The sequence below is a fragment of the Mycobacterium kyogaense genome (assembly GCF_003254575.1).
GTDB classification, from domain to species: Bacteria; Actinomycetota; Actinomycetes; order Mycobacteriales; family Mycobacteriaceae; genus Mycobacterium; species Mycobacterium kyogaense.
In genome coordinates, this window is sequence record NZ_QJUA01000018.1 from 48534 (window position 1) to 64522 (window position 15989).

Genomic DNA, 15989 nt, shown 5'->3' on the forward strand with positions numbered 1-15989 from the left:
GTGAAAGCGGCGCAGCAGTGGTGGGCACTGCCCGACCAGTACGACTGGCTGTCGGGCTACCTGCACGCCCGCCGTTTCGACCGTCCGGTCCGCATCGGAATGGCGATGATCTCCGGCGCGGCAGTCCTGTTCCCGCTCAACGCCCTTTACGACCCGGGCCAAGTGCACGGCCGCGTCTTCCTCGTCGTCAGCGTGGTCGTTGCGGCCGTGCATCTCGGCTGGCTGGTGCTGTGGCTGGCGCGCTGGCCCACCCGCGGCCAGTCGATCGCCTACGGCCTGTGCTTCTCGGCCAGCGTCGCCGCGTCGACCTGGATTGCCGGCGTACCGAGCATCGGCCTCGTCGGATGCACCGCGCTGGCGCTGCCGGGCATCTACTTCGCGTTCTTCCATTCCAGTCGGCTGGTCGCCGTCAACGTCGCGATCGCGCTGGCCGTCGCGGGCTACCATTCCGTCCACCTGATCCGCGACGGGCAGGCGATCCTGGCCGCCTCGATGATCGTCCTCGTTCTGCAACTCAATGCCGTTGTGCCGCTGGTCTTCCAGATCGCCGTCCACGCACTCGGAATCGACCTCATCCAATCCGACCGTGACCCGCTGACCGGACTACTCAACCGCCGCTCGTTCGAGCGTGAAGTCGTCAGAGCGGTCCTCGACGGTCAGCACAGCGGCTCCCACCTCGTCCTGGTGATGATCGACCTCGATCGCTTCAAGGCGCTCAACGACGCCAAAGGGCACAGCACCGGTGATGACGCGCTCGTCTCGATCGGCCACGCGCTCACCGCCGAGATGCCCGCATCGTCGGCCATCGGCCGGGTCGGCGGTGAAGAGTTTCTCGTCGCCGACATCGTCGCCGCCACGCAGATCCCCGCACTCGCCGAGCGCGCCCGACACGCCATCACGTTGGGGAGACACTCGTTGACGGCCAGCGTGGGTACGGCCGCCATCGACACCGCCGGCATCGACAGCACCAACATCGTCGACACCCTGCAGCGGCTCACCGCGCAGGCCGACGTCGCGATGTACCAGGCCAAGCGTGCCGGCGGAAACCGCGTCCACCACTACGCCTCCGACGCAAAGTGACCGATCCGTCACGGCGACCGCCAGACACAGGCGATTCAGAGAGTCACACTGGTCAGATGTCGATCTCGGAGCCGCCGCGGGGTCTGCGGCACCGCAAGAAGATCGCCACCCGGCGCGCCATCCGGCGGGCCGCAATCCACCTGTTCGAACAGCAGGGCTTCGCCAACACCACCATCGAGCAGATCGCCGCGGCGTCCGACGTCTCGGCCCGCACCTTCTACCGCTACTACGCCACCAAAGAAGCCGTACTGATCTGCGACCAGGCCGAACCGATCGTCGCCGCGTTCCGCGATGCCCCCGCCCACCTGTCCCCCGTCGCGGCGTACCGGCACGCCGTCAACGCCTACTTCGCCGGCCTGAGCGAAGACGACCGGCACGACACCATCGTCGCCCAGCACATGCTGTATTCGCTGCACGAGACGCGCGGCGTGCTCTACGCCGAATACACCGAGCTGATGGCTCTGATGACCGACGCGCTCCAGTACCGCCCGGGACCGTCACTGAGCCTGGCGGAGCGGCGCGTCATCGCCGGCGCGATCATCGGCGTGCTGATGGCCGTCTCCGACGGAGAACCGCTGCCCGAAGAGTCGCTCGCCAACGCGCTGGACATCCTCGAGTCCACGCTCGCGCCGCCGGTCCGCTGAGAGTTACTGGCGGGTAAGGGACCGGCTCGCCGAGACTCGGATTGCGGCGCTTAAACTCCCTCGGGATACATTCTTTAAGACGCTCTTAGAATCGACATGCCATCAGGAGGCGCAGTGGCCACTCACGCCAGCTCAAGGATCTCCAAGGTGCTCGTCGCCAACCGCGGGGAGATCGCCGTCCGGGTGATCCGAGCATGCAAGGACGCCGGACTCGAGAGCGTGGCGGTGTACGCCGAGCCCGACTCCGACGCCCCGCACGTCCGGTTGGCCGACGAAGCGTTCGCTCTCGGCGGGCAGACCTCTGCGGAGTCCTACCTGGTGTTCGAGAAGCTGCTCGATGCCGCCGCCAAGTCCGGCGCCAACGCCGTGCACCCCGGCTACGGCTTCCTCTCCGAGAACGCCGACTTCGCTCAGGCCGTCCTCGACGCCGGGCTGATCTGGATCGGGCCCAGCCCGCAGTCGATCCGCGACCTCGGTGACAAGGTCACCGCCCGCCACATCGCCGCCCGCGCGGAAGCGCCGCTGGTGCCGGGCACCGCGGAGCCCGTCAAGGACGCCGACGAGATCCTCGCCTTCGCAGATGAGCACGGCCTGCCGATCGCGATCAAGGCCGCGTTCGGTGGTGGTGGGCGTGGCATGAAGGTGGCGCGCACCCGCGAAGAGATCCCCGAACTGTTCGACTCGGCCACCCGTGAGGCCATCGCAGCGTTCGGCCGCGGCGAATGCTTCGTCGAGCGCTACCTCGACAAGCCGCGCCACGTCGAAGCCCAGGTGATCGCCGACCAGCACGGCAACGTCGTCGTCGCCGGCACCCGCGACTGCTCGCTGCAGCGCCGCTTCCAGAAGCTCGTCGAGGAGGCGCCCGCGCCGTTCCTGACCGACGCGCAGCGCAAAGAGATCCACGAGTCCGCCAAGCGCATCTGCAAGGAAGCCGGCTACTACGGCGCAGGCACCGTCGAATACCTCGTCGGCCAGGACGGCCTGATCTCCTTCCTCGAGGTCAACACCCGCCTGCAGGTGGAACACCCCGTCACCGAGGAGACCTCGGGCCTGGACCTCGTGCGTCAGCAGTTCAAGATCGCCAACGGCGAGCCGCTCGACATCACCGAGGACCCGACCCCGCGCGGACACTCGTTCGAATTCCGGATCAACGGCGAGGACGCCGGCCGCGGCTTCCTGCCCGCCCCCGGCCCCGTCACCCGCTACGACATCCCCACCGGCCCGGGCGTGCGCCTGGACTCCGGCGTCGAGGCGGGCTCGGTGATCGGCGGCCAGTTCGACTCCATGCTGTCGAAGCTGATCGTCACCGGCGCCACCCGCGAAGAGGCGCTCGAGCGCTCGCGGCGCGCCCTGGCCGAGTTCCACGTCGAAGGCCTCGCCACCGTGATCCCGTTCCATCGCGCCGTGGTCTCCGACCCCGCGTTCATCGGTGACGGCACCAAGTTCGACGTGCACACCCGGTGGATCGAAACCGAATGGAACAACACCGTCGAGCCGTTCACCGGTGGCGACCCGATCTCCGAAGAGGACACGCTGCCCCGGCAGACCGTCGTCGTCGAGGTCGGCGGCCGTCGCCTCGAGGTGTCACTGCCCGGCGACCTGGCGCTCGGCAACGGCGGCGGATCGCCGTCGGGTGCCATCCGCAAGAAGCCGAAGCCGCGCAAGCGTGGTGGCGGCGGCGGAGCGGCCGCGTCGGGCGACTCGGTGACGGCGCCGATGCAGGGCACCGTGGTCAAGGTCGCGGTCGAGGAAGGCCAGACCGTGGCTGCCGGCGAGCTGATCGCCGTGCTGGAAGCCATGAAGATGGAAAACCCTGTGACCGCCCACAAGGACGGCGTGGTGACCGGCCTGGCCGTCGAGCCCGGCGCCGCGATCACCCAGGGCACCGTGCTCTGCGAGCTCAAGGGCGAGTGACCTTCGCGCCGAACGCACGGTTTTTGATGGATTTCCGCGGAATTCCGTCAGAAACCGTGCAGTCGGCGAGCTGACCGTGGAGCCCGTCGAGATCAACGCCGGCGCGTGGTACCTACGCGCCCTACGGGCCGACGACCGAGTCGACGACCGCCCCGCGCTCGCCGACCTCGGCGAACACCAGGATGACTACGTGTCCCAGGCGAACGCCCAGTGGACCGCGGAGACGCTGTTCACCTGGGCGATCTGCGAGCCGACGACCGGCGAGCTGCTCGCCGAGGTGACCCTCGACCCCGCCACCCACGCCGTCGCCACCCGCGCGCGCCCCGGCCATGAGCAGGCCGCACAGACCGGGGCCGAGGCGGTGGCCCGCTTCGCCGAGGCGATGTTCAGCTGATCGGCATCGGCCGCAGGGTGAAGCCGATGTCCTGCAGCATGGCGTATTCGATCGGGCTGATGAAGCGGACGTTGTGCCACCCCGGCCCGGGGCTCTTGTCGTTCATCAGCTTGAAGTCGTCGCCGGAGAACACGAACCGGTCCAGGTGAGACGGCGACCCCAGCTTCGAAAGCGGGATCGGCTTGCCGTACGCGGCGATCGCGCGCGCGCCGCCGAAGTAGGCGCCACCGTTGAGCCCGTTGAGATAGTCCGTGGCGTCCGGGCGGAGCTTGCCGTCCGGACCGAACAGCGACGTGCCGTCCGCGGTGGTCAGGAAGCTGTCGTAGGTCGACCAGTACCCGAAGTCGGAACTGACCAGCGAGTAGATGCCGAACGAGTGCAGGAGTTCGTGGCGCGCGGTGTTCTGGAAGTCGTACTCGTCGTCCGCGATCACGTCACCCGTCGCCCATTTCCAGGCGAAGTTCCAATTGATGAAGCCTTGGGTCGCACCCTTCATATCGTCGATGCCCGTGATGACTTCCTTCTGGATCACCGACTGCAGGAAACCGGGCGGGTCGGTGAAGAAGACACCCGTGTCCGCGGTGACGTCGTAGCCGGGATCGTCGATTCCGGTGAGCTCGTAGCGGAGCACCATCGGCGTTCTCACCACGAAATAGCCGGCGATGTAGTCGGCCGCGCGTTGGAACGCCGCCTTGCGCTCGGGTGTCCACTCGTCGACCAGACCGGCGTAGGTGAACGCGAACGTGATCGCCCGATGGTTGATCACCGATTCGGCGCGAGTTGCGGCCGGCCGGAACCAGTTGAGCAGGTTGACGTGCAGCCCGAGGTCCCTGGCCGCGACGACGAAGGTGTCCACGCCGGTGAAACCGTCACCCGGTGTGTAGGTGTAGGAACCGTCCTTGCCGATCGTCACCGTGCCCGTCGACGGGCCCTTGACCAGTCGATACCTCAAGCGATCCCCGTCCGGGTCCTCCGCGCCGACCGTGCCACTGATCGGCCCGTCCATGACGCCGGTGACCTGCACCGGATTGACCGTGGGCGCCTGGTTGAAGAAGGTCCGACGGGTGTTCGCGAGTCTTTTCTCCAGCTGCTCTTTGCGCTCGTCGCTGACCGGCCGATCGTCGATGCGTTCGAGTGCTGCGGCGGTCATCTGGTTGATCACCGCCGCGGCCCGCTCCTGCCGAGCCTTCCTCGGATCCTCGGCGGGCTCGTCGGACGCGGTATCGGCCTTCGCGGCGCGGCGCTTCTCGGCCACCCGCTGCCGCCGCGCTTCGGCCTTCTCAACCCGCTCGGCCCTGGTCAGTCGTGCCGGCTTCGACGGGCCCGCTGTCTCACCCGCCGACGCTGACGCCGACGCCTCGCCGGAGTCCGCCGCTGCTGATCCGATCTCAGGCCCCAGCAGCGCGAAACCCAGAAGACCCGCGCCCACCCCCGCCGACGCCAAACCCAGCCGAACACTGGCACTGACAGCACTCACCGACAAACCCCCCTCATTCCGTTGTGCGACGAACTGTACAGCAAACTGTCAGCTGTCATACAGACTTTGCTAAGTCCCGAAATACTGTTCGTAGGCAGCCTAATTGAGTCGAATGACCGTCACGGGTGGCCTGGACAGCAAACCATGCGAATGGCGCGAGAAGCGACGACTGACTTGGCCGTCAATATGAGGCCGGAGCCTACAGCAAATTTGTTTACCATCGCGTTCTTCCGGCGAGCAGACGCGAACTGGAGTGAATCAGGCTGAAAATGCTCGAGGTCGCGTCTGCTCGCCGGGAGAAGGTCAGTGGCTCTGCTGGATCGACCAGCTGGGCGTCGAGAAGTTCTGCTGCGGCCAGTAGTAGTAGCCGTAACCCACCCGCGGCCACCCGACCCACGGCTGCGCGACGGTGTCCGGCGTGGCGACCATGCTGCCGTCGTCGTTGACGGTCATCGCGGCACTCGCGGTGCCGGCCAGACCGAGTGCGGCGCCACCGATGATTCCCGCCGACAGCAGGGGCAGGGCGAGGGTGCGGGCGATGCGATTCATGGTGAGTCTCCTTCGTTGCGGTGATGACTCAACCTTCGCCTGCCGAGAGCCCGAAGTATGTCCGGTGATCAGGCGATATGCCGGTGGATTGTCATGTCCCCCGATCGGTGGACATCACCGGCTGTCGATGTCGGCGCCGGAGCACAGATCGGCGCAGTCGACCATGACGACGTCGTCGCGGGACCGCAGGAACGGGCCCGCCCCTTCGTCCCCGGCCAACGTGTCGAGCAACGCGGCCCAGTGCCGGCGCGCGATGACGACCGGGTGTCCGGGCCTACCCGCGTAGCTCGCCCGCGCCAGGCCGGTACCGCGAGCGGCAGCGAGAACGCGCCGCACCGCCGCGGCGTTGACGTCGGGAGTGTCGACCGGCAGGAAAACCGCGAACTCGACCCCCTCATGATCGGCATCCTCGAGCGCGAGCACGCCCGCGCGGACCGATGCGCTCAATCCGTCGGCCCAGTCGGCGGCGACGACGGCCGACGCCGACTGCGGAATCGTCACCCCGTCGACCACCGCACCGAGGACCACGACCACGTCGGCGCAGCCGCCCTCCCGCAAGGCCGCCACCACCGACCCCAACCACTCACCACTGTCAGCAAGCACCTTGGGCATGCCGAAACGTGTTCCGGCACCCGCTGCCAGAACCACACCAGCGTCCGAATGTTGTTGGATCTCAGACACTTTCGCGACAGCCCCTTGACGGTATGACAATTTTGACATCTACCTGGCCGGCAATTGTGAACAACTGCTGAAAGTCATTGTCCAAGATCACCGCGTGCGCGTATGGTCGGGACCACGGGTTGATGAAGCAGCCCCTTTGAGGAAACGTCATCGTCACGCGGGTCTGCAATTCCCGCGCAGGCTTCTTTGTATCTCTGCCCCCTTGGCGCGACCACAGACCGAATTCCATTTCGACTGATGGAGCCCCAGTGGCTGAAGCGCCCCCTGTACCGCCGGATGCGGAACTCGACACGCACACGTGTCACTCCGCGCAGTTTGAGACCCGGCGACCACAGCCGTCGACCGCGGTCGTCTCCGCGCACGGCGAACTCGACGCCGCGAACGGCAACTCCTTCGTCAAGTACGCCCTGCGGGATGCGAAGCAGACCCAGTGGTTGGTGATCGACCTCAGCGGATTGAGCTTCTTCGCCACCGCCGGCTTCTCCGCACTGCACACCCTCAACGTGCAATGCGCCGGCGAGAACATCCGATGGGCGTTGATCCCGAGCCTTGCCGTCGACCGCTTACTGCGCCTGTGCGACCCGGACTCCACGCTGCCGATCTGCGTCGACGTCGCCACTGCCCTGACCACGGTGCACAGCGATCCCCCGCGGTTACTGAAGCTGATCTCGCAGCCGCGTTAGCGACTTCGCCAGCAGCCGGGACACGTGCATCTGGGAGATGCCCACCCGCTCGGCGATCTGCGTCTGCGTCATCGACTCGAAGAACCGCAGCACCAGCACCATGCGCTCCCGCTCCGGCAGAGCCTCGAGCAGCGGACGCAACGCCTCGCGGTTCTCGATCTGATCGAGAGTCATGTCGAAGTCACCGAGCGTGTCCGCGATCGCCGGGGCGTCCTCGTTGCTCCCGCTGCCGCCGCTGTCGATCGACAACGTGTTGTAGGAACTTCCCGCGACCAGGCCCTCGATGACCTCGTCGCGATCCATTTCCAGTTCGGCGGCGAGCTCGGTGGCCGTCGGCGCGCGGCCGAGGCGCTGTGAGAGATCCGCCGTCGCCGCGCCGAGCCGCAGATGCAATTCCTTGAGCCGGCGGGGCACCTTCACCGACCAGCTGTTGTCCCGGAAGTGGCGGCGAACCTCACCCATGATCGTCGGCACGGCGAAGGACACGAAGTCCGAACCGGCGTTGACATCGAATCGGATCACCGCGTTCACGAGACCGACGCGCGCGACCTGGACGAGGTCATCGCGCGGCTCGCCGCGGCCGTCGAAACGGCGGGCGATGTGGTCAGCCAACGGCAAGCAGCGTTCGACGATGGAGTCACGCTGACGCTGGAAGGCGGGAGACCCTGCCTCGAGGCCTTCCAGTTTGCGGAACATGGCGACCACGTCCGCATATTCAGAGCTCGATCGCGAAGACGAACCCTGGGAGGACGATCGGGTCACTGCAACGAACTCGCTCGCCTTGTCGTCATCGAGATGCCGAAGACCTGGCCTTCCGGTGACTGTCCGTCGGAGAACGTCGTCACCTCATCGGTCAGAGAGCTCAGAACGTGCCAGCTGAAGCTGCCTGGCGCGAGGATGTCGGGGCTGTCGCAGGTGGTCGACGCGTGGACGACGAGCGCCTCCGGCTGCGGGTCCACGATCAGCAGCAGCGTCGACTCGGGCACGGCAGAGCGGATGAGCCGGGTGCAGGCCTCGTCGACAGCGAGGCGCAGATCGGCGACGGCGTCGAAGTCGAGATCTTCGAACGTGCCGATGGCGGCGACGAGGGTGCGCAGCACCGCCAGGTTCTCCAGCGTCGCGGCAACCCGCAGCTCCACGGACTGGGCGCTGTGTTGCTTCCCGTTGACGTGGCTCGCGCCCTGCGCCATCTGACCTCCCGAAAACTTCCCCGAGAGACTACCCCAGGGCGCGTCGCCGCTACTCATGGGTGCTCCGGCCGGTCTCGACGAGCGTGGAATCTGTGTTCGGGCGCCGCCGAAGAACTGTTGCTGACATGGTGCGCAAGCCATACCCCAGGCTCCAAATCCGCAAACTCAGGCTCGAAAAGCGTTGCGTCACCGCAATTCTGTGTGTGGGCGGTGAGACCCGCGTCACCTGTTTAGGTGTGCAACCGAGGGGAAGCCCAGGCCGGTCGGCGCCTGATTCGGGCGCCAGATGCCGATATCCCAGCTGAAAGGTGATCATGAGCGACGAGAACAGCGGTCCCGCAGAGGGCATCAAGGGCGTCGTCGAGGACGTCAAGGGCAAGGCGAAGGAAACCGTCGGCACCGTCGCCGGCCGGGACGACATGGTGCGCGAGGGCAAGGCTCAGCAAGACAAGGCCGAAGCCGAACGCGAGGTCGCGCAGAAGGAAGCCGAGGCCGAATCGGCCCGTGCCGGCGCCAAGGCTGCCGAGAAGCGCCAGGAAGCCAACCAGTAAGACGACTTTCTCGACGGGCCCGACCGGACATGACCGGTCGGGCCCGTTTCTTGTCGCGTCAACTCCGTTGACTGCCACCCCGGCGGCGTCAGTAGCCCTGCTGCTCGAGAGCGAGACCAACGCGACCGAGAACCTCACCAAAGTTGCTCTGACGATGCAGGACCACAAGAACCCACCCGAACTCCTTCGAGTAGCGAATCTTGTGCGCGATCTCGGGGCGGCACTTGGTGCCGTACGGCATCTTGACGAAGAGGTCGACGCCATCCACGTCTTTGACGTCGACGCCGACCTTGAATTCTTCATAGCCGAGATCGACGAAACCCCAGGCCGCCGATCCGACACGCACCCCTGCCCGGGGCACCATGGGCCAGCACTTGCGCAGAATGAGCCGCACCCGCGTGACCGCCGGCGTGCGCGAAGCGCCGTCCATCAGATTCACGGTGTCTCGCGCGTGGTCCAGCAGACGCGCTGACGGATAGCGGTCGGCAAGCGCCTGTACCTCATCGATCTCGATACCCGTGGCGCGAGCGAGGTCGTCGAGGCAGGTCACGGCCTCGACGCGGGGGTGGTGACGGGCGAGATCGAACGCGGTGCGCTGCGGAGTGGTGACCGGAACTCCGTCGACTGAGCAGATCTCGTCGGGCTCGATGCTCTCGTTGCGAACGATGATTCCGTGTGGCGGTCGGGGGAAACGACGGATCATCTCGATCGGTACGCCGTCGTCGATCCACCGGGCGCCGTGCAGGGCGGCGGCCGCACGGCCGGCGATCACGCCCTGTCCGCGAGACCAGATCGACGCGGCGTGGATACGGTCAAGCAGCGTGGGCGCCGTCTTGGCCGGTATGTAGACGTCGGGGAAAAGCCTGCGGTATCGACTCCGAAGCACACCGCGGGTCAGCGCACCGGTGGACAGCGCTTCGCTGCCTCGAAGTATGTCTGTCACGCAACGAATCGTGGCCGAAGGCGCCGACATCAGGTGTCAGGCGCAGGCCAGGCAGCACCGCTGCTCGGTGTTGTGGGCGAGATTGCCTTGAGGGTCGCGCGGACGACCCTGACGGCAATCTCGGTTACAGCATCCGGCAGCGGGTCACGTCAGAGCGTCGATCAACTCCCCGACGGTGTGCGCCGATTCGACCGGGTGCCGCATCCGACCCTCGCGGTTGACCGTGTAGCTGTTGCGGCGACCGACCTTCGATTTGTCGACGTACCCATCGACGATGAGGTCGGCGAGGATCGTCTGAACCGACCGTTCGGTGATCCCGATCAACACACTCAACTCGCGCGCCGTCAGGGACCGCCCTTGCGCCAGGCACAGCAGCACGTGCCCGTGATTGGTCAGGAAAGTCCACGTCCGCGTCGCCTGCGCGGGCTCGGATGCGGGAGGGGCTGCCGCCTTACGCGGTGCCACCTTGCCAGTGCTTTTCCGTGTGGCGGGCATCGGCCACAGCATAGGTGATTCGCGTAGTCGGTTTCGGCAATTGGGCCACGTCACATTTTACGAAGCTTGACACGTGAGACGTAATACACGTAATTTACTTCGCATGTTAGAGATCTTCGCGGCTCCGGCTCTGACGACACTGATCGTCGCCCCTGCGCTCATGGCCCTGGTGTCCGCGACGCTCGGGCGGCGCGCACCCCTCATGTCGGCGCGACTCGGAACCGCCACTGCGGCGGCAGGACTGCTGATCGCCGCCATCACGGCGCCGATCGCAGCCGACCACCTGGCCACAGCTCTGCTACTCCTGATCTTCGGAGTGTCCGCCATCGCACAGGGTTTCGCGGTCCGCTATCTGGCGGGCGACGATCGTGCTCCCTGGTTCACCTGCGGCGCACTGCTCCTCACTGCCGCAGCGGCAGCAATGGCCATGGCCACTACGCTCGTCGGCCTCGCGATCGGCTGGACCGGTGTCGGCGTGGCCCTGTGCTTCCTGCTGGCCACCTACCGAGAGCTGCCGACCGCCCGCGACGGGGTACGGCGTACGGCACTTGCCTTCGGTATCGGAGACAGCGCACTGTGGATCGCGGTGGGACTCCACGAATTCGCTGGCGACACAACACAACCCCTCGTAGCCGTGCTGATCGTCATCGCCGCGCTCTCCCGCTCCGCGCAGATCCCTTTCCACCGCTGGCTACCGGCCACGCTGGCGGCGCCGACACCGGTGTCGGCGCTGCTGCACGCCGGTGTGGTCAACGGCGGTGGCGTGCTCCTGGTGAAGCTCGGCGCGCTGGGGACTCCCCTGGCCTCCGGAGTCGTGATCGCCGCCGGCATGGCGTCGATGGCCTACGGCGCGGTACTGATGCTGGTGAGGCCCGATATCAAAGGGGCGCTGGCCTATTCGACGATGGCGCAGATGGGCTTCGTGATGCTGACCTGCGGCCTGGGGCTGTGGGCCGCCGCGGTGATCCATCTGATCGGACACGGCTTCTACAAGGCGACGCTGTTCCTGTCCTCCGGATCGGCGATCGCACGGCACCGCCGCCATCACGTGCTGCCTCCGCCGCCCGACCTCACCCGTCCTCGACGGTGGACCCTCGCCGCCACCGCGGTCCTGTTGCCGCCGCTCACCCTTGCCCTCGGTGTCGCGCTGGTGCCGACCTGGCAAGAAGGGCACGCCGCGGAATTCGCCCTGCTGCTCTTCGCCTGGGTAACCGGGTCGACCGCACTCTGGGGTTGGCTGCGCCGCCAGCCCACGATCGGCGGAATCGTAAGCGCCACAACACTGGTGGCGCCCACCGCGATCGCCTACGTCGCGGTCGTCAGCATCGTCAGCCGGTACCTGCAACCGGCGCTGCCCCCGCCGACGGCGTCACCGGCCACAGTGTGGGCAGTGCTCGCCGCGGCCCTGATCCTGCTGGGTGCGGTCGCGAGTCTGCGCACCTCACCGCGGCTCTACACGCACGCCCTTTCCGCCGGAACCCTCCACCCGACAGGAGCACCTCGATGACCACCGCCCTCGCCACCCGGCGTGCCCAGCTCCGCAGCGACATCCGGTTGGCCGCCCGCGCGCTGCCCACCCACCATCCGCTCGGCACCTTCATCGCGGTGAACCCGCTGGCAGGCCTGCAGACCATGCCTTTCGAGCAGGCAGTGCGCCGCGCGAGTGACGTGTACGGGATGCGCGGCACGCTGCCCGAAGAGCTCTACCGGGCGCTGTACCGGCAGGGCCGTGTCACCGACGCCGACCTCGACGACGTCTTGATCCGCCGCCACCCCAACCTGGCCGACGAACCGAACCTGCACGTCGGCAACGCCGCGATGACCGCGATCGAACTCCTGCGCGCCGATCTGCTGCACGGGGAGACGGCCCCACAACCGCTGCGCCGCTTCGTCACCCACGCAGAGCGGGCTTCCGCGGCCATCGCCGCCGACATCGATGCGCACGCGGCGACCTGGTGCGCCGCATTCCTCGGCGGCGGCAGCTGGCCGATGCCGGGACGCGACAAGGGTTTCTATCCCGCGTGGCGCGACCTGGTCCGCACCGAGCGCACGCTGCCGCGCGCGGTGCGCCGGCAGATGATCGCCCTTCCCGAGCGCGCCGATGACGCCAGCCTGCGCGCGCTCGACGCGCTGGGCGTCGGTGACGACGAGCGAGTCACGTATCTGCAGGCACATCTGACCCGGTTGCCGGGCTGGGCCGCGCACATCCAGTGGGGCGCGGACCGGGCCACGGGCATCGACCTGCTCCAGTATCTGGCGATGCGGTTGAGCTACGAGGCCGCGTTCGTGCAGGAGCCCTCGCCCGCACCGGCCCAGGAGCCTCGCCGGCCCTCGACTCCCACCGCACGCGATCGCGCAGCTCTGCTGCTGTCCACCTCGACCGGCACCGCGGTACCGGAGAGTGAATTGACTGCGGCCGCACGCATTCTGGCTGCGATGCCGGTCGCGGCCCGCGAGATGGTGTGGCAGCAGGCGTTCGAGAGCCACTACCAGAATCGGCTGCTCACGGCGCTGGCGGATGCGACGCCGCCCGCCCGTACCAAAACCCACACGCAGCTCGTCACCTGCATCGACACCCGCTCGGAAGGGTTGCGCCGCCATCTCGAGAGCCAGGGCGGCTACGAGACCCTGGGCTTCGCCGGATTCTTCGCGGTCGCCATCCGGTTCACGGGCCTGCTCGGCGGGGACTCGGCCGACCTGTGCCCGGTGCTGATCTCGCCGAACCACGACGTCCACGAGCACGCCGCAGCCAACCCTGCACGCCAGATCCGCGGCGCCACCGAGCTCGCCGCCGCCGAGACCGCATTCCACCATGCCAAGCACTCACTGACGGGGCCCTTCACGCTCGCCGAAGCCGCCGGCTGGCTGGCCGCGCCACTCGCGGCGGCGAAAACCGCGGCACCGGCCACCGTCGGCAAGGTTCGGCATCGCCTGCGGGACCTCATCGCTCCGTCGACCGCGACAGTCCTCGCGATCGACGGCATGCCGCTGGGCGAGCGAGTCCTGTTCGCGCAGACGGTTCTCCAGTCGATAGGGCTGGTCCGCGATTTCGGCCGCCTGCTGGTGCTCTGCGGGCACCACAGCACGACGGAGAACAACCCGTATCAGGCGTCGCTGGACTGCGGTGCGTGCGGCGGGCAGGGCGGCGGACCGAATGCCCGCACCGCTGCGCTGATCCTCAACGATCCCGCGGTGCGCGACGAACTGCGGGGCGCAGGGATCGACGTCCCGGCGCAGACCCTGGTCGTCGCAGCGGTCCACGACACCGCCACCGACCGGGTCACGGTGCTCGACCACCACCTCATCCCGAGCAGTCATCGCGACGACATCGCCCGGCTGGAGGCCGATCTCGCCCGCGCGGGTGAGGCACTGGCTGCCGAGCGGTGCGCCGAGCTCCCCGGTGCCCCGCGCCGTCGGTCCTCTGCCAGGGCTGCGCGTCACGTCGCGTCACGCTCGCTGGACTGGGCGCAGGTGTACCCCGAATGGGGACTGGCGGGCAACGCCGCGTTCATCATCGCCCCGCGCGAGATCAGCGCCGGAATCGACCTGCAGCGCCGGGCTTTCCTGCACTCCTACGATGCGGACGTCGACGTCGACGGCACCGCGCTGGAGACGATCATGACCGCACCGCTCGTCGTCGCGCAGTGGATCAACTGCCAGTACTACTTCTCGACAGTGGCACCGGATGCATTCGGCGCCGGGAGCAAGACGATCCACAACGTCGTCGGAGACGCAGGGGTGCTCTCCGGACACGTCGGCGATCTACGCCTCGGACTGCCCCGGCAGTCGGTCCGATTCGGCGACAGGCTGATTCACGAACCACAGCGACTGCTCGCGGTGATCCAGGCCCCGCTCTCGCGCATCGACACCGTGATCGAACGCAACCCCGCGCTGCGGCAACTGTTCGACAACGACTGGGTCGCGGTCGCCGCACGCGAGAACTCCCACGACAGCTGGCGGCGTCGCACCCGAACAGGTTGGCGCAGTTGGCTCGACACCCGCGACACCACCACCGAAGACAAGGAGATGATTCCGTGACACCGTCTGAGACACCCCCCAAGACACCCAGCACTCTGACCCGGATGACGAAAGTCGAGGTCGTCGTCTCCGGGAACGACGCCGCCGCAGTGCGAGACCTGATCGCCGGTGTCGGCGCCACCGGTTTCACCAGCCTGTCGGGGGTGTCCGGCCTCGGCCACCACGGCTACCACCAGGGCCGGCTGCTGTTCAACCAGCAGGCGACGCTGGAACTGATCATCACCGTGGTGCCCGACGACAAGGTCGAGGCGTTGCTCGCGGGACTGCGCCGCCTGCTCGACTCCTCCCCCGGCGTGTTGTTCGTGACCGAGACCTACGTCAGCCGCCCCGAGTACTTCAGCTGAAACCCACGAAAGGAAACAGGAAAATGGCACATGACAGCAGTGATGCGACCACCGTCTGGCAGAAGCTGAAGGCCGGTGTGCCCGCACCCGGCGACGGGCCCGTGGCGGCGGTGTTCCGCTGCGCCGACGCAGGCATCAGCAGCGAGAAGGTGTTCGGCCAGTCCGCCGGCGCGCTGCTCGATGTCAGCACGTGGGGGCACACGGTCGACACCAGTGTGCTGGCCAGCCTGGAGTACGCGGTCGAAGCGCTCGGCGTCCCGCTGGTGGTCGTTCTCGGCCACGACGACTGCCCCGCGATGACTGCGGCGCTGCGGGCGTGGCAGCAGGCCCAGCTTCCCGACGGTGCGATGCGTGCCGCGGTAGAGCACGCGCTGCTGTCCGTGGTGCGTCGGGGCGCGGCGGCCGATTCCGTGGAGTCGGTGGCCTCGGCCCACATCGTCGAAACCGGGCTCGGCCTCACCCAGCGCTCACCCGCGCTGGCCCGCAGGGTGGACCGGGGCGAGTGCGGCATCGTGTGTGCGACTGTCGATCCCGCGAACGGCGAGATAAGGGTGCACGCAACGCTGGGCGTCGAAGAGACCAACGGCGTTCTGGTGGAGATGGTCTGACAGCGCGGGTTCAGGGCAGCGCCGGGAGGGCGGTGATCACCGTCAGCGCGATCAGCGTCCACCCGGCCCCCTGCCACGCCCACCACGCGGACGTCTCGCGCTGCACCCGGGCTCCGCGGAGCAGTGACACGGCGCCGCCGAACAGCAGGATGAGCGGCGCGCCGACCGCGGCGCCCGCACGTTGGGGTGCGCCGCACGCGATCGCATCGATGGTCGAGCCCGTGCAGGTGCCCATCCACAGCGACGCCGTCACGAGAAAGAGCAGACCCGCCACGGCGAAACCCAGTCCCGTGCGCATCGCATCGCGCACGCCTCGATCTGCGAGCTGGCCCCCGAGCCGGCGCTCGTGACCCGACAGGTCCGTCATGCGATCGTGACTTCCCCGTGATCTGCGCTGG

18 protein-coding genes are annotated in these 15989 nt (G+C 67.7%); 10 read left to right on the forward strand and 8 right to left on the reverse strand.

Annotated features, from left to right (window positions below; translation table 11 throughout):
* From DMB80_RS14260 to DMB80_RS14275, 4 genes are all read left to right on the forward strand, one after another.
* Positions 1-1080 carry a GGDEF domain-containing protein gene (locus DMB80_RS14260; protein WP_111510448.1) on the forward strand — a complete coding sequence of 360 codons (1080 nt, stop codon included), beginning with the start codon at positions 1-3 and terminating at the stop codon, positions 1078-1080.
* Between the two features lie 56 nt (positions 1081-1136).
* Positions 1137-1724, forward strand: a complete 588-nt coding sequence (locus DMB80_RS14265; protein WP_111510449.1) for a TetR/AcrR family transcriptional regulator — start codon at positions 1137-1139, stop codon at positions 1722-1724.
* Between the two features lie 114 nt (positions 1725-1838).
* Positions 1839-3638 carry an acetyl/propionyl/methylcrotonyl-CoA carboxylase subunit alpha gene (locus tag DMB80_RS14270; protein WP_046364308.1) on the forward strand — a complete coding sequence of 600 codons (1800 nt, stop codon included), beginning with the start codon at positions 1839-1841 and terminating at the stop codon, positions 3636-3638.
* A gap of 76 nt (positions 3639-3714) precedes the next feature.
* Positions 3715-4032 (forward strand): hypothetical protein, encoded by a 318-nt coding sequence (locus DMB80_RS14275; RefSeq protein ID WP_111510450.1) that lies wholly within the window; start codon positions 3715-3717, stop codon positions 4030-4032.
* Here DMB80_RS14275 and DMB80_RS14280 read toward each other — a convergent pair.
* From DMB80_RS14280 to DMB80_RS14290, 3 genes are all read right to left on the reverse strand, one after another.
* Positions 4025-5509: an Ig-like domain-containing protein gene (locus DMB80_RS14280; protein WP_162938531.1), complete on the reverse strand. Its 1485-nt coding sequence runs from the start codon at positions 5507-5509 to the stop codon at positions 4025-4027. The two genes, DMB80_RS14275 and DMB80_RS14280, sit on opposite strands and share 8 nt — an antisense overlap.
* A gap of 303 nt (positions 5510-5812) precedes the next feature.
* Positions 5813-6058, reverse strand: coding sequence for a hypothetical protein (locus tag DMB80_RS14285; RefSeq protein ID WP_111510452.1), 246 nt, complete (start codon positions 6056-6058; stop codon positions 5813-5815).
* Between the two features lie 114 nt (positions 6059-6172).
* Positions 6173-6778: a nucleotidyltransferase family protein gene (locus DMB80_RS14290; protein WP_111510453.1), complete on the reverse strand. Its 606-nt coding sequence runs from the start codon at positions 6776-6778 to the stop codon at positions 6173-6175.
* Between the two features lie 209 nt (positions 6779-6987).
* Between DMB80_RS14290 and DMB80_RS14295 the strand changes: the two genes are divergently transcribed.
* Positions 6988-7422 carry an STAS domain-containing protein gene (locus DMB80_RS14295; protein ID WP_111510454.1) on the forward strand — a complete coding sequence of 145 codons (435 nt, stop codon included), beginning with the start codon at positions 6988-6990 and terminating at the stop codon, positions 7420-7422.
* Here the strand turns inward: DMB80_RS14295 and DMB80_RS14300 are convergent.
* Together DMB80_RS14300 and DMB80_RS14305 are read right to left on the reverse strand one after the other, a co-directional pair.
* Positions 7393-8118 (reverse strand): RNA polymerase sigma factor SigF, encoded by a 726-nt coding sequence (locus DMB80_RS14300; protein ID WP_420812182.1) that lies wholly within the window; start codon positions 8116-8118, stop codon positions 7393-7395. The two genes, DMB80_RS14295 and DMB80_RS14300, sit on opposite strands and share 30 nt — an antisense overlap.
* Before the next feature lie 62 nt (positions 8119-8180).
* The gene (locus tag DMB80_RS14305) at positions 8181-8612 is read right to left on the reverse strand and encodes an ATP-binding protein (protein WP_046364316.1); all 432 of its coding nucleotides are present in this window, start codon (positions 8610-8612) and stop codon (positions 8181-8183) included.
* Positions 8613-8926: 314 nt separating this feature from the next.
* Between DMB80_RS14305 and mbp1 the strand changes: the two genes are divergently transcribed.
* Positions 8927-9163, forward strand: coding sequence for a microaggregate-binding protein 1 (mbp1, locus tag DMB80_RS14310; protein ID WP_046364325.1), 237 nt, complete (start codon positions 8927-8929; stop codon positions 9161-9163).
* 88 nt (positions 9164-9251) lie between these two features.
* Here the strand turns inward: mbp1 and DMB80_RS14315 are convergent, their stop codons facing one another.
* Together DMB80_RS14315 and DMB80_RS14320 are read right to left on the reverse strand one after the other, a co-directional pair.
* Positions 9252-10106: a type IV toxin-antitoxin system AbiEi family antitoxin gene (locus tag DMB80_RS14315; protein ID WP_162938532.1), complete on the reverse strand. Its 855-nt coding sequence runs from the start codon at positions 10104-10106 to the stop codon at positions 9252-9254.
* Positions 10107-10250: 144 nt separating this feature from the next.
* Entirely contained in the window at positions 10251-10601 is a 351-nt protein-coding gene (locus DMB80_RS14320; protein WP_240431196.1) for a helix-turn-helix transcriptional regulator, read from the reverse strand.
* Positions 10602-10704: 103 nt separating this feature from the next.
* Between DMB80_RS14320 and DMB80_RS14325 the strand changes: the two genes are divergently transcribed.
* The 4 genes from DMB80_RS14325 to DMB80_RS14340 are packed head-to-tail and all read left to right on the forward strand — an operon-like array spanning position 10705 to position 15591.
* Entirely contained in the window at positions 10705-12108 is a 1404-nt protein-coding gene (locus tag DMB80_RS14325) for a proton-conducting transporter transmembrane domain-containing protein (protein WP_111510457.1), read from the forward strand.
* On the forward strand, positions 12105-14639 hold the full coding sequence (locus DMB80_RS14330; RefSeq protein WP_111510458.1) for a DUF2309 domain-containing protein: 2535 nt from the start codon (positions 12105-12107) through the stop codon (positions 14637-14639). Before DMB80_RS14325 ends, DMB80_RS14330 begins: the two co-directional genes overlap by 4 nt.
* Positions 14640-14683: 44 nt before the next feature.
* Positions 14684-14983: a P-II family nitrogen regulator gene (locus DMB80_RS14335; protein ID WP_046364320.1), complete on the forward strand. Its 300-nt coding sequence runs from the start codon at positions 14684-14686 to the stop codon at positions 14981-14983.
* A gap of 23 nt (positions 14984-15006) precedes the next feature.
* Positions 15007-15591 (forward strand): carbonic anhydrase, encoded by a 585-nt coding sequence (locus DMB80_RS14340; RefSeq protein ID WP_111510459.1) that lies wholly within the window; start codon positions 15007-15009, stop codon positions 15589-15591.
* 10 nt (positions 15592-15601) lie between these two features.
* On the opposite strand, the gene DMB80_RS14345 is transcribed toward DMB80_RS14340, so the two are convergent.
* Entirely contained in the window at positions 15602-15958 is a 357-nt protein-coding gene (locus DMB80_RS14345) for a hypothetical protein (RefSeq protein ID WP_111510460.1), read from the reverse strand.
* Positions 15959-15989: the final 31 nt, after the last annotated feature.

What these genes read in the sequence shown, in the direction of transcription:
- DMB80_RS14265 (WP_111510449.1), top strand. Translation starts at nt 1,137, where the DNA reads ATGTCGATCTCGGAGCCGCCGCGGGGTCTGCGGCACCGCAAGAAGATC.
- DMB80_RS14285 (WP_111510452.1), bottom strand. Translation starts at nt 6,058, where the DNA reads ATGAATCGCATCGCCCGCACCCTCGCCCTGCCCCTGCTGTCGGCGGGA.
- DMB80_RS14290 (WP_111510453.1), bottom strand. Translation starts at nt 6,778, where the DNA reads ATGTCAAAATTGTCATACCGTCAAGGGGCTGTCGCGAAAGTGTCTGAG.
- DMB80_RS14300 (WP_420812182.1), bottom strand. Translation starts at nt 8,118, where the DNA reads ATGTTCCGCAAACTGGAAGGCCTCGAGGCAGGGTCTCCCGCCTTCCAG.
- DMB80_RS14305 (WP_046364316.1), bottom strand. Translation starts at nt 8,612, where the DNA reads ATGGCGCAGGGCGCGAGCCACGTCAACGGGAAGCAACACAGCGCCCAG.
- mbp1 (WP_046364325.1), top strand. Translation starts at nt 8,927, where the DNA reads ATGAGCGACGAGAACAGCGGTCCCGCAGAGGGCATCAAGGGCGTCGTC.
- DMB80_RS14320 (WP_240431196.1), bottom strand. Translation starts at nt 10,601, where the DNA reads ATGCCCGCCACACGGAAAAGCACTGGCAAGGTGGCACCGCGTAAGGCG.
- DMB80_RS14325 (WP_111510457.1), top strand. Translation starts at nt 10,705, where the DNA reads ATGTTAGAGATCTTCGCGGCTCCGGCTCTGACGACACTGATCGTCGCC.
- DMB80_RS14330 (WP_111510458.1), top strand. Translation starts at nt 12,105, where the DNA reads ATGACCACCGCCCTCGCCACCCGGCGTGCCCAGCTCCGCAGCGACATC.
- DMB80_RS14335 (WP_046364320.1), top strand. Translation starts at nt 14,684, where the DNA reads ATGACGAAAGTCGAGGTCGTCGTCTCCGGGAACGACGCCGCCGCAGTG.
- DMB80_RS14340 (WP_111510459.1), top strand. Translation starts at nt 15,007, where the DNA reads ATGGCACATGACAGCAGTGATGCGACCACCGTCTGGCAGAAGCTGAAG.
- DMB80_RS14345 (WP_111510460.1), bottom strand. Translation starts at nt 15,958, where the DNA reads ATGACGGACCTGTCGGGTCACGAGCGCCGGCTCGGGGGCCAGCTCGCA.